The 12,181-nt window shown below is 65.7% G+C and carries 12 protein-coding genes; 6 read left to right on the top strand and 6 right to left on the bottom strand.

The genetic code is table 11. From position 1 onward, the window contains the following. The first annotated feature begins 6 nt into the window (after positions 1-6). Positions 7-489, top strand: coding sequence for a ribonuclease E activity regulator RraA (gene rraA, locus AC4ELS_RS16045; RefSeq protein WP_448446091.1), 483 nt, complete (start codon positions 7-9; stop codon positions 487-489). Positions 490-548: 59 nt separating this feature from the next. On the opposite strand, the gene AC4ELS_RS16040 is transcribed toward rraA, so the two are convergent. After that, positions 549-2,021, bottom strand: coding sequence for a flavin-containing monooxygenase (locus AC4ELS_RS16040; RefSeq protein ID WP_448446089.1), 1,473 nt, complete (start codon positions 2,019-2,021; stop codon positions 549-551). 78 nt (positions 2,022-2,099) lie between these two features. Here AC4ELS_RS16040 and AC4ELS_RS16035 point away from each other — a divergent pair, with 78 nt between their 5' ends. Both AC4ELS_RS16035 and dinB read left to right on the top strand, forming a co-directional pair. Next, complete coding sequence (locus AC4ELS_RS16035) at positions 2,100-2,741, top strand: TetR/AcrR family transcriptional regulator (RefSeq protein WP_448446087.1); 642 nt, start codon at positions 2,100-2,102, stop codon at positions 2,739-2,741. 24 nt (positions 2,742-2,765) lie between these two features. Continuing rightward, entirely contained in the window at positions 2,766-4,013 is a 1,248-nt protein-coding gene (dinB, locus tag AC4ELS_RS16030) for a DNA polymerase IV (protein WP_499048124.1), read from the top strand. Between the two features lie 14 nt (positions 4,014-4,027). Here the strand turns inward: dinB and AC4ELS_RS16025 are convergent, their stop codons facing one another. Then, a complete protein-coding gene (locus AC4ELS_RS16025; RefSeq protein ID WP_463806114.1) occupies positions 4,028-4,459 on the bottom strand; it encodes a hypothetical protein in 432 nt (143 codons plus the stop codon). A gap of 163 nt (positions 4,460-4,622) precedes the next feature. Between AC4ELS_RS16025 and AC4ELS_RS16020 the strand changes: the two genes are divergently transcribed. Next, positions 4,623-4,913: a YiaA/YiaB family inner membrane protein gene (locus tag AC4ELS_RS16020; RefSeq protein WP_064883028.1), complete on the top strand. Its 291-nt coding sequence runs from the start codon at positions 4,623-4,625 to the stop codon at positions 4,911-4,913. On the opposite strand, the gene AC4ELS_RS16015 is transcribed toward AC4ELS_RS16020, so the two are convergent. Beyond that, positions 4,902-5,909 (bottom strand): PHP domain-containing protein, encoded by a 1,008-nt coding sequence (locus tag AC4ELS_RS16015; RefSeq protein WP_448446083.1) that lies wholly within the window; start codon positions 5,907-5,909, stop codon positions 4,902-4,904. The two genes, AC4ELS_RS16020 and AC4ELS_RS16015, sit on opposite strands and share 12 nt — an antisense overlap. 9 nt (positions 5,910-5,918) lie before the next feature. Then, entirely contained in the window at positions 5,919-6,296 is a 378-nt protein-coding gene (locus tag AC4ELS_RS16010) for a thiol-disulfide oxidoreductase DCC family protein (protein WP_135361336.1), read from the bottom strand. Positions 6,297-6,399: 103 nt separating this feature from the next. Here AC4ELS_RS16010 and AC4ELS_RS16005 point away from each other — a divergent pair, with 103 nt between their 5' ends. Next, the gene (locus AC4ELS_RS16005; RefSeq protein WP_448446082.1) at positions 6,400-8,016 is read left to right on the top strand and encodes a SulP family inorganic anion transporter; all 1,617 of its coding nucleotides are present in this window, start codon (positions 6,400-6,402) and stop codon (positions 8,014-8,016) included. Here AC4ELS_RS16005 and AC4ELS_RS16000 read toward each other — a convergent pair. Further along, the gene (locus tag AC4ELS_RS16000) at positions 8,009-9,355 is read right to left on the bottom strand and encodes an NAD-dependent succinate-semialdehyde dehydrogenase (RefSeq protein ID WP_499048122.1); all 1,347 of its coding nucleotides are present in this window, start codon (positions 9,353-9,355) and stop codon (positions 8,009-8,011) included. The genes AC4ELS_RS16005 and AC4ELS_RS16000 overlap by 8 nt on opposite strands. Before the next feature lie 150 nt (positions 9,356-9,505). On the opposite strand from AC4ELS_RS16000, the gene AC4ELS_RS15995 reads away from it, so the two are divergent. After that, a complete protein-coding gene (locus AC4ELS_RS15995; RefSeq protein ID WP_064935414.1) occupies positions 9,506-10,357 on the top strand; it encodes an LLM class F420-dependent oxidoreductase in 852 nt (283 codons plus the stop codon). 482 nt (positions 10,358-10,839) lie between these two features. Here AC4ELS_RS15995 and AC4ELS_RS15990 read toward each other — a convergent pair whose 3' ends face one another. Further along, positions 10,840-12,153, bottom strand: coding sequence for a glycosyltransferase family 87 protein (locus AC4ELS_RS15990; RefSeq protein ID WP_499048120.1), 1,314 nt, complete (start codon positions 12,151-12,153; stop codon positions 10,840-10,842). Positions 12,154-12,181 lie beyond the last annotated feature (28 nt).

Genomic DNA, 12,181 nt, shown 5'->3' with positions numbered 1-12,181 from the left:
CGCGGGGTGAGTATCGAACCGCGCGCCACCGCTGATCTGGTCGACGAGATCTACCCCGACGTCCGTAGCTGCGATCTGCAGTTGCAGAACTACGGCGGCAGGACCATGTTCGCCGGGCCGATCACCACGGTGCGCTGCTTCCAGGACAACGCCCTGCTGAAGTCGATCCTGTCCACCCCGGGTAACGGCGGGGTGCTCGTGGTCGACGGTGACGGCTCGGTGCACACCGCGCTGGTCGGTGACATCATCGCCGGGTTGGCCGCCGACAACGGCTGGTCCGGGGTGATCGTGCACGGCGCGGTACGCGATGCCGCCGCGCTGCGCACCATCGATGTCGGGATCAAGGCGCTGGGCACCAACCCGCGCAAGGGCACCAAGACCGGCGAGGGTGAGCGCGACGTCGAGGTCAGCTTCGGCGGCGTCACCTTCATCCCCGGCGAGATCGCCTATGCCGACGAGGACGGCATCGTGGTCGTCGCCGCTTCCTAAAACCAGAAGCGAGAAAAGCCCCCACCTTGATGAAGGTGGGGGCTTTTCTCGCTTATTGCCTAGCTAACCTTCACGGCCGCACGGTGTTTGGTGAACATCAGCGACTCCTCGTCGACCTTGCCGTAGCGGATGGTCCGCAGGTCGAAGAAGTAGTTCTGCTTGAGCCGCCAGGGCGCCTCCGACCCCGACTTGGGCAGGCTGTCCATGGCACGCCGGAAGTATCCCGGGGTGAAGTCCATGAACGGCATCTCGTCGACAGCGGTGCCGGGGTGCTGGGCCTCGACGCGGTCGAAACCGTTGGCGTCCATGTAGTTCAGCACGCGGCAGATGAACTCCGAGACCAGATCCGCCTTGAGCGTCCAGGACGCATTGGTGTAGCCGAAGGTGATCGCCATGTTGGGAACACCGGAGAGCATCAGGCCCTTGTAGGTCATCGTGTCCGACAGGTCGATCGGCTCGCCGTTGCGCAGGGCCTGGGCACCGCCGAACAACTGCATGTTCAGACCGGTCGCGGTGACGATGATGTCGGCCTCGAGCTCCTGCCCGGAGCTGAGTTTGATGCCCTTGTCGGTGAACGTGTCGATCGTGTCGGTGACGACATCGGCCTTGCCCGACCGGATGGCCTTGAACAGATCGCCGTTGGGCGCCAGGCAGACTCGCTCATCCCACGGGTTGTAACGCGGGCTGAAGTGCTTGTCGTAATCGAAGTCCTGGGGCAGCCGGCGGGTGCCCATCTTGCGCAGGAACTGCTTGAAGATCGACGGGAAGCGGCGCGCGATCTGGTACTGGCCGGTGCTGTACCCGACGGCCTTCCAGCGGTTCGCGAAATGCGCGAGATTCTTCGGCAGGTACTTGTTGGTCTTCACGGCGAACGGATCGACCAGAGGCAACGATCCGACGTACGTGGGCGAGCGCTGCAGCATGGTGACGTGCCCGACGCCGCCGTTGACCAACGATGGGATCAACGTGATCGCGGTGGCACCCGAGCCGATCACGACCATCTTCTTGCCGGCGTAATCCAGATCCTCCGGCCAGTGTTGGGGGTGGACGATCTGGCCCTTGAAGTTCGAGGAGCCGGGGAACTCCGGTGAGTAACCCTCGTCGTAGTTGTAGTAGCCGCTGCACACCGACAGGAACGAGCAGGTGATCTGCTTCTCCTCGCCATCGTGCTCGACGGTCACGGTCCACTTGTTCTCGGCGTCGGACCAGTCCGCCGACACCACCTTGTGGCCGGTGCGGATGTGCTTCCGGATGCCGTTCTCGTCGGCAGCCTCGTTGATGTAGTTCCAGATCGACTGGCCGTCGGCGATCGATTTGGCCGACTCCCACGGCTTGAACCGGAACCCGAGGGTGAACATGTCCGAGTCGGAGCGGATGCCCGGGTACTTGAACAGGTCCCAGGTGCCGCCGATGTTCTCCCGGCGCTCGAGCATCACGTAGCTCTTGGTGGGGCAACGGTCCTGCAGATGCCAGGCCGTGCTGATGCCGGAGATGCCGGCGCCGACGATCACAACATCGAAGTGTTCGTTCATGGGACCGACGGTATCAACATGGTGTTGAGTCGGTCAACAGTCTGTTGATAAATTCAACGCGGTGTTAGGCTGCTCGTTGTGACCACCTCCGGTACGACGCGCGCCCCCCGCGGTCGACGCGCCGCCCGACCATCGGGCGACGACCGTGAGGCGGCCATCCTCGAGACCGCCCGGCAGCTGCTGGAGACCAAGAAGTTCGCCGACATATCGGTCGACGACCTGGCCAAAGGTGCCGGGATCTCCCGGCCGACGTTCTACTTCTACTTCTCATCGAAGGAAGCGGTCCTGCTGTCGCTGATCGACCCGCTGATCAAGCGGGCGGACACCGGTTTCGACAGCGCACTCGAGGACATGCCCACCGACCCCAAGCGGGCGATCCGGCACGGGATCGAGATCTTCGTCAGCTCGTTCGGGTCGCATCCGGCCACCGCACGCGCCGGTACCGAGGCACTCAACAGCAGCCCGGAGTTCCGGGTGTTCTGGTCCGGGCTCATGCAGAAGTGGATCAACCTCACCGCCGCCCTGATCACCGCTGAGCGTGAGCGCGGCGCCGCCCCGGAGACCATTCCCGCGATGGACCTGGCGACCTCGCTCAACTTGATGAACGAGCGCACCATCATGGCGGCTCTGGGCGCCGAACAACCCGCGGTCGCCTACGACAAGGTGGTCGACACCCTTGCCCACATCTGGCTGACCAGCATCTACGGCCGGCCCCTCTAACCCGTCCGCCACCTATGCGAACATATGTTCGTGTCGGGCTCACCCACCGCTCCGCAGGCTCAGGCTCAATCGCCTGCTCCGCAGGCCGCTATCCTGCACGCTGATCTCGACTCGTTCTACGCATCAGTCGAGCAGCGCGACGATCCGGCGCTGCGCGGCCGCCCGGTGATCGTCGGCGGCGGCGTGGTGCTGGCGGCCAGTTACGAGGCCAAGGCGTTCGGGGTCCGCACGGCGATGAGTGGTGGTCAGGCCCGGACGCTGTGCCCGCAGGCCATCGTGGTGCCGCCGCGGATGTCGGCGTATTCGGAGGCCAGCGGGCACGTGTTCGAGGTCTTTCACGACACCACACCGGTGGTCGAGCCACTGTCGGTGGACGAGGCGTTTCTCGACGTGTCCGGGTTGGGGCGGGTGTCCGGCACTCCGGTGGAGATCGCCCGACGGCTGCGCGAGCAGGTCAGCGAGCAGGTGGGCCTGCCCATCACCGTCGGCATCGCACGCACCAAGTTCCTGGCCAAGGTGGCCAGCCAGGTGGCCAAACCGGATGGGCTGCTGTTGGTCCCGCCCGATCGCGAACTGGCGTTCCTGCATCCGTTGCCGGTGCGCCGGCTGTGGGGTGTGGGCGCCAAGACGGCCGAGAAGCTCCATGCCCACGGGATCGAGACCGTCGCCGATGTGGCCGAGCTGCCCGAGTCTGCTCTGCGGCCCATGGTCGGCGGTGCGATGGCGCGACAGCTGTATGCGTTGTCGCGCAACATCGACCGACGCCGGGTGACGACAGGGGTCCGGCGCAGTTCGGTCGGCGCCCAACGTGCGCTCGGCCGGCGCGGCAATACGATGTCGGCCGCGGAGGTGGATGTCGTGGTGGTCAACCTCGTCGACCGCATCACCCGCAGGATGCGCGGGGCCGGCCGGACCGGACGCACCGTCGTATTACGTTTGCGCTTCGATGATTTCGGCCGGGCCACCCGGTCGCACACCCTGCCCCGGGCTACCGCATCAACTGACGCGGTCCTGGCCGCGGCCCGCGCACTGGTGACGGCCGCAGCTCCCGTGATCGCCGAGCGCGGGCTCACACTGATCGGGTTCGCGGTATCCAACATCGACCACCAGGGCAGCCAGCAGTTGGAGCTGCCTTTCGACTCGGAACCCGATCCGGTCGCGATCGACGGCGCCATCGATGAGGTGCGGCAGCGGTTCGGTAACGCGATGCTGACCCGCGGTGTGCTGGTCGGACGTGATCCGGGCCTGGAGATGCCGACGCTGCCCTACTAGAAGAGTTGCGCGTGCTAAAAGAACTGTCCGGCAATGAATCCCGCGAGCAGCACGGCGAACCCACCGATCTCGCCGACGATGAGGGCGATCATCCCGGCGTGCAGTGATGTGGTGGGCTTCTCGAACTGGTTGGTGGTGTCGCGCTTGGCACCGTGCTCGATGTAGGCGGCGATGGCGACGACGAAGAACAGCACGAGCACCATGGCTGCGGCGAGGTTCACCCACGTGGGCCAGGCGCTGAGTTCGACGAAGACCGCGACCAGCAGCGTCGCGAAGGAGTACAGCAGCGCGGCCCGGTGGGCGATGTCGACGTACGGGTGGGCCAGGTGATTCTCGCTGGTGGCCATCTGCCGGTACTTCCACACCCCGAGCACCAGGGCCAGCAGGAAGATCAGGCCGGCGGCGAGCAGGGTGATGACGGTGTCGATGCCGAGTTCCGCGTGCATCGCGTGAGTTTACGAGCCTGTCGAATTCGGCCGGTCACCCGCAGTGCGGTATTGGACCGAGGATCGTCCGCCGATGTGCTGCGGCCGTGGCAACGGAACTGAGCATGAAATCTGAGTAATGTCCCCCATCCGCAGCACCCCGGACTACGACAAGCTGCGAGACATGAACGCTTTCAACGACTCATCCAGGGTCACCGCCGCATTCTTCCTCCAGGCCGCCATCGCTTTCGGGGCCAGCTTTCTCGGTCTGCTCGGCGGGGTCCTGTTCCTGCCCCTGGACCTGTGGCAGCGCCTGTTCCTGGCGATGACGGTCCTATTCCTCGTGACGAGCTCGTTCACCCTGGCCAAGGTGATCCGCGATCAGCAGGAAGCCACCACCATCCGGGTCCGGCTCGATGAGGCCAGGATGGAAAAGCTGATCGCCGAACACAATCCGTTCACCTCAGCCGCCTGAGGCCCACTCCAGCAGTTCGTCGGCGGGCCAGGTGTTGACGATGCGCTCGATCGGTACCTCGGCGTCCAGGGCGCGCTGGGCCCCGTAGCCGAGAAAATCCAGCTGGCCGGGTGCGTGTGCATCGGTGTCGATACTGAACACGCAGCCGATCTCCAGCGCCATCGTCAGCAGCCGGGTCGGCGGGTCGCGCCGCTCGGGACGGGAATTGATCTCGACGGCCGTGCCGTGTTCGAGGCAGGCCGTAAAGACTTTCTCGGCATCGAATTTCGACTCGGGCCGCATGCCGCGGCCGCCGGTGACCAGGCGTCCGGTGCAGTGCCCCAGCACATCTGTGTGCGGATTCGAGACGGCCTTGACCATTCGCCGGGTCATGGCTTCCGAGTCCATCGCCAGCTTCGAGTGCACGCTTGCCACCACCACGTCCAGGCGTTCCAGCAGTTCGGGTTCCTGGTCCAGCGATCCGTCTTCGAGGATGTCGACTTCGATCCCGGTCAGGATCCGCATCGGGGCCACAGCCTCGCGTAGGTCCTCGATGACGTCGAGCTGCTCACGCAGCCGGTCTGGGGACAGCCCGTTGGCGATCTTGAGCCGTGGCGAGTGGTCGGTCAGCGCGCAGTACTCGTGTCCGAGGTCGCGCGCGGCCAGCATCATCTCCTCGATCGGAGCGGATCCGTCCGACCAGTTGGAGTGCACGTGCAAGTCTCCCCGGAGTGCGGCCCGCACCTCTGCACCCCCGAGATCGACAGCCGCCTCACGCAATTCGACGAGGGTGTCGGGCTCCCGGCCGGCCCATGCCTGGGCGATCACCTTCGCCGTCTTGGGCCCCACCCCTGGCAACGACTGCCAACCGTTCGTCGCGCCGAGGCGTTCCCGTTGCGCATCGGACAGCGCCTCGACGATGTCGGCGGCATTGCGGTAGGCCATCACCCGCCGCGGGTCCTCCCGGGCGCGATCCTTGTAGTACGCGATCTGACGTAGTGCGGTCACCGGGTCCATGGGCACTGCTCAGCAGTCCCCCGGCCGCGCCGCGCAGTGCGGCGTGGTGCCCGGGAACCGGTAGCGATGCGTCGCGACCCAGCGGTAGACCGCGTTCTGCAGTTGACGTACCCCCGGCACCCGGTACACGCGCAACGGAATCCTGGTGCCGAACCCGGCCGAGACGGCGGCGTTGATCGCTTCGGCGCCGCGGTACACCTCGCCCGAGGAGTCCTGCCACCATGCCGCTTCGAGCATCTGATCGGCCGGCACCCCGAGCCGGTCAGCGGTGCCGGCGGCCTGAAATGGCGCGGTCCGCAGATCGCCGGTGCGCTGCCGGCTCGTCAGAGCGTTCACGCTGCGGGTACACATGCCACAGTTGCCGTCGAAGTACAGGACGCCGTTCATACCTCCAGTGTGCCCGCATCGGGACGTGCATTTGCGCCCTATGACGGGCAGCCCTACAGTGGATTGAGATATTCTTCAATCCATCAATTCGTCAGGTCCCACCATGTCTCGGCTACTGCCCAACCGCGGCGACTACACCGAACTGCCGCGCTCGTGGCGCCGCGACATCCTCGCCGGGGTGACCGTCGGCGTGGTGGCACTGCCGTTGGCGTTGGCTTTCGGGATCAGCTCGGGGGTGGGAGCCGCCGCAGGGTTGGTCACGGCAGTGGTGGCGGGCCTGGTCGCGGCGGTGTTCGGCGGTTCGCACGTGCAGGTGTCCGGCCCGACAGGAGCGATGGCGGTGGTCCTCGCGCCGATCGTCGCGCAACACGGACTCGGCAGCATCGCACTGGTGACAGTGGTGGCGGGGCTGGTGGTGCTGGCCGCAGGCGTCACCGGCCTGGGCCGGGCGGTGACGTTCATCCCGTGGCCGGTGATCGAGGGGTTCACCCTGGGCATCGCGATGATCATCTTCCTGCAGCAGGTCCCCGCCGCATTCGCCCAACAGGCACCCGCCGGCGAGCGCACGCTGCCCGCCGCGATCACGGTGATCGCCCAGGCAGAGTGGACAGCCGCAGCGAAAACCCTTGGGGTGGTTGGGGTTGTCGCGCTCCTGATGGTCGCGCTCCCCCGCCTGCACCGCGCCATTCCGGAATCCCTGACAGCGGTCATCGTGGTCACCGTGCTGGTCAGCATCCTCCACATCCCGGTGGCCGCGATCGGTGAGTTGCCGTCGCATCTGCCCGCCCCGGTGTTCCCCCACGCCGATCTGGGCGCCTTGCGCACCCTGCTCGGCGCGGCACTGGCCATTGCCGCGCTGTCGGCCATCGAATCGCTGCTCTCCGCGCGGGTTGCGGCCACGATGTCACCGACCGGACCGTACGACCCCGACCGCGAGTTGGTCGGGCAGGGTTTGGCGTCAGTGGCTTCGGGTGTTTTCGGCGGCATGCCCGCAACGGGCGCGATCGCGCGCACCGCGGTCAACGTCCGGGCCGGCGCCCGAACACGCGTCGCGGCGATCGTGCACTCACTGGTGCTGCTCGGTGTGGTCTATCTGGCGACCGGACCGGTCTCGACCATTCCACTCGCCGCGCTGGCCGGAGTGCTGATGGTGACGTCGTTCCGGATGATCTCGGCGGGCACGGTCCGAAAGATCCTGCGCTCCACCCGTTCCGATGCGCTGACTTTCGTTCTGACCGCGGTGGTGACCGTGTGCTTCGACCTGATCGAGGCGGTCGAGATCGGCATTGTCGTCGCCGCATTCTTCGCGTTGCGTTCCGTGGCGCGGCGCAGCAGCGTGGTTCGAGAGGAACTTCCCGGTCCGCAGCTACCCGGCGACGACGAGATCGCGCTACTGAGGCTCGACGGTGCGATGTTCTTCGGTGCCGCCGAACGTATTTCGAGCGCGATCGTGGACGCCGAACATCCACACACTTCCGTCGTCATCATCCGGATGTCGCAACTCGGCATGCTCGACGCCACCGGCGCACACACCCTCGCGGAGATCGCCACCGAACTGGAGTCACGCGGGATCACGGTGATCATCAAGGGTGTTCGACCCGAACACGCCGAGTTGTTGGCCAACGTCGGCGTGTTCGAGTCACTACGGCACGAGAACCACCTGCTCGATTCGCTGGACGATGCGATCGCGCATGCGCGAACGCACGTCAGCGTCAGGTGACCGTACGGATCAGCTTCTTGTTGACGAACTCGTCCATGCCGAACCTGCCGAGCTCGCGCCCGAAACCGGACCGCTTGATGCCGCCGAACGGCAACTCGGCCCCTTCGGCACCGACCGCGTTGACGAACACCATGCCCGCATCGATCCGGTCGGCCACGCGGGCGGCCTGATCGGCATCGGTGGTGAAGACGTAGGAACCCAATCCGAACGGGGTGTCGTTGGCGATCTCGACGGCCTCGTCTTCCGAACCGGCCTTGTACACCACGGCCACCGGGCCGAACAGCTCCTGGCGGTAGGCGTCGTTGTCCTCGGTCACTCCGGTGAGAACGGCAGGCGGATAGAACGCACCGCGGCGCTCACCTGCCGACTTGAGCTCGGCACCCTGCGCGACGGCGTCCTTGACCTGCTGTTCGAGCCTTTCGGCGGCCAGTTCCGAGGACAGCGGGGCGATCCCGTCGGCGGCCGCCAGCAGCTTGTCGGTGAACTTGGTCAGGAAGTCGTCGTAGATGTCCTCGGCGACGATGAACCGCTTGGCGGCGTTGCAGGCCTGCCCCGTGTTCTCCATCCGCCCCTCGACGGCGGCTTCCACCGTCGCGTCGAGATCGTCGGTGGACAGCAGGATGAACGGGTCGGACCCGCCGAGTTCCAGCACGCACTTCTTGAGATTGCGGCCGGCGATCTCGGCCACTGCCGCACCGGCCCGTTCGGAACCCGTCAGTGACACCGCGGCCACCCGGGGGTCGGCGATGATCTCGGCAACCTGGTCGTTGGTGGCACGGATGTCGACGTAGGCGCCTTGCGGGAGCCCGGCCTCCAGGAAGATCAGCTGCAGCAGTTCGGCGGATTCGGGGCACTGCGGAGCGTGCTTGAGCAGAATTGTGTTGCCCACGATCAGGTTTGGGCCGGCGAAGCGGGCGACCTGGTAGTAGGGGTAGTTCCACGGCATGATCCCGAGCAGCACACCGACGGGACCTCGCTTGACCACCGCGTTGCCCTCGCCCTCAAGCAGGGGAATCTCCTCGTCGGCGAGGAACTTCTCGGCGTTGTCGGCGTAGTACTGGTAGATGGCGGCGCTGAAGTCGACCTCGCCCAGGGCCTGGTCGCGCGGCTTGCCCATCTCTCGGACGATGACGTCGGCGAGTTGCTCGCGACGCTGCTCGTGCAGGGCGGCGACCTTACCGATGAGCGCGGCCCGCTCGGCCACCGTGGTGGTGCGTGCCCAGGTGCGGCCGGTCTTGGCGGCAGCTTCGATGGCGGCCTGGATCTCGGCGTCGGTCGAGGTCGGGTAGGTGGCGACCACCTTTGCGGTCGCCGGATCGGTGACTGCGTACTCGCTCATGTCTACTCCCAGATGGTCTGATCGCGTGATTCCGCATATTTCCCTGCCTGAGACTACCGATTGCGGCGTCTAAATGGCACCGAAGATACGGAATCAGCATTGACCGGTTCGTCCGGAATGAATGCTGCGACGGGACTAGTTTCTGAAGGCGTGCGCTTCGCCTTCAAAACATCCCCGCAGAACACGACCTGGGCCGACATGCTTGCCATCTGGAAAGCGGCCGACACGATCGACGTCTTCGAATCCGGCTGGACGTTCGACCACTTCTATCCGATCTTCTCCGACTCGTCGGGCCCCTGCCTCGAGGGCTGGACGACGCTGACCGCGCTCGCCCAGGCCACCGAGCGGTTGCGCGTCGGTGTGCTCGTCACCGGTATCCACTACCGCCATCCCGCCGTGTTGGCGAATATGGCCTCGGCACTCGACATCGTCTCCAACGGCCGCCTCGAGCTCGGCATCGGCGCCGGCTGGAACGAAGAGGAATCGGGTGCCTACGGAATCGAATTGGGCTCGATCAAGGAACGCTTCGACCGGTTCGAGGAGGCCTGCGAGGTCCTGAAAGGACTGCTGACACAGGACACGACGACGTTCGACGGCAAGTTCTACCAACTCAAGGATGCCCGCAACGAGCCCAAGGGCCCGCAGCAGCCGCATCCGCCGTTCTGCATCGGCGGCAGTGGCGAGAAGCGCACGCTGCGCATCACCGCGAAGTACGCCGATCACTGGAATTTCGTAGGCGGTCCACCCGAGGAGTTCGCCCGCAAGCGCGATGTGCTGGCCGCGCATTGCGCCGATCTCGGCCGCGACCCCAAGGAGATCACCCTGTCGGCGCACGTGCGGCTGGGTCCGGACCACGATGTCGCGAAGGTCGTCGACGAGGCGGCGGCGCTGGGCGCCGAGGGCCTGGATCTGGCGATCATCTATCTGCCGCCGCCCTACGATCCGGCCGTGCTGGAACCGTTGGCCGAGGCAATCAGGGACTCAGGTCAGCTCACCGTCTGACACAAACAGCTACGCCCTCGGACCGGCGCTTTTGCGTCGATTCGAGGGCGTCGTGCGCTGTGACGGATACCCGTCAGAAACCGAAGCGAAGTAGCTCGTCCGCCGTGGCCAGGCGCTCGTTCTTGGCCGGGAACTCACGGCTCTTCATCGGATGACGGAACAATGACCAGGCAATACGACCCATCCGTGACCGACTGATCGGGTTGATGTACACGGTGAACACTCCTGCGAATTACTGGTTGCTGTACCCGTAGTTCTACGTTACCGCAGCACTCTCACCACGTCATTAAATACCCGCCATCCGGCAAACTGGGCGAGGCACGCCGCAAAAACATCAGATGTTTCTAACGAGACTAATGTGGCGATTGAGGCGACCGAAAGGCTCCTTTTCGAGATGTGGATCACATTTCGACGCTGGTCAAGCCATCTACGTGCTGTGATGCAGGTCACGACAGTTAATTAAGAAATCTCTCAAATTTGCCTTACTGGGCCCGCGCCAACGCCTCGTCGAGGAACTCCGGCGGGTAGTCGTCGAGGTCGTCTGAGGTCATGGCGATCTCGTCGGGATCGTCCGGCTCCGGCGGCGTGCTCAGCCGCAGCCAACTGACCGCCGCGACCACGAAGCATCCGAACACCAGCGGGTACCAACCGCTCGCGATCTGGCCGGACCAGAAGCGCCGCAGGTCCAGGAAATTCCAGTACACCCCGCTGAAGTACATGGTGGTGTGGTTGCGGCCGGGCCGGTGCAGTGTCCACATGAAGGTCAACGCGAGCAGCCCGACAGCCCGGTACGCCCAGCCGCGGGCCCAATGACCCTGCGTCGTGCACGCCTTCGCGACGAGCCAGAAGATCGCGGGGGCGAACCACACCCAGTGCGCTGCCCAACTGAACGGCGACACCGCGCAGCCGGTCAAACCCACCAGCATCACGGCCAGTGCCCGTTCGCCTCGTCGGTGTGCCCACGCCGCGATGGCCATGCATGCCGCGAGTACCAGCAGGCTCACCACGATCCACAGCCACTCCGGCCGTGGGTTCGGGGCGAAGTACCGGGCCAGAAATCCGTTGATCGACTGGTTGGCCAGGTGGTCGATCGAGCTGATGTGGGCGGTGTCGCCGAGGTGAGTCCAGAACCACGCACTGTCTTTCGGCAGCAGCGGCCAGGTGAGCGCCGCCGTCGCGACAAAGGTGATCGCGGCCGTGGCCGAAGCCCGCCACTGCCGGGTGAGCAACAGGTACGGGAGAAATACCAACGGGGTGAGCTTGATGCCCGCGGCGACACCCAGCCCGATCCCCCGCCATCGGGACTGTTCCGGGCGCAGCAGGTCGAGCGCCACCATCGCCATGAGCAGGACATTGATCTGTCCCCACCACAGCGTGGCCTGCACCGGTTCGACATCCACGGCGATCACCGCGAGCGCTGCGCTCATCACGCCGAGCCGCAGATCGGCGCGGATCCCGGCCAGTCGCAGGATCCGCCACGCGATGAGCGCCAGCAAGCAGATCGAGAGGGCCAGCAGGACGTACTTGGCGACGTCGAAACCGAGCCAGGCGAACGGCGCCAGGACGAAGGCCGCGAACGGCGGGTAGACGAACCAGGCGCCGCGCAGCGCCGGTTCCTGGTACAGGCTCCTACCGTCCCAGGAGGCGTGCACGCCGGCGCGGTAGGTGTCCAGGTCGAAGTTGTTCTCGGTCAACCCGAAGAAATGGGTCCCGAACGGCACCAGGTGGTTGTGCACCACCACCGCCAGGACAGCCACAACTACTGCACCTACGACGACGCGACGTCGCAGCCTCACCTCTCCACCCCCCGGTTGGCGAGTCGAA

Source organism: Mycobacterium shunyiense (genome assembly GCF_058270035.1).
The sequence above is the reverse complement of the archived record's forward strand: the minus strand, read 5'-3'. Positions and strand labels throughout refer to the sequence as shown.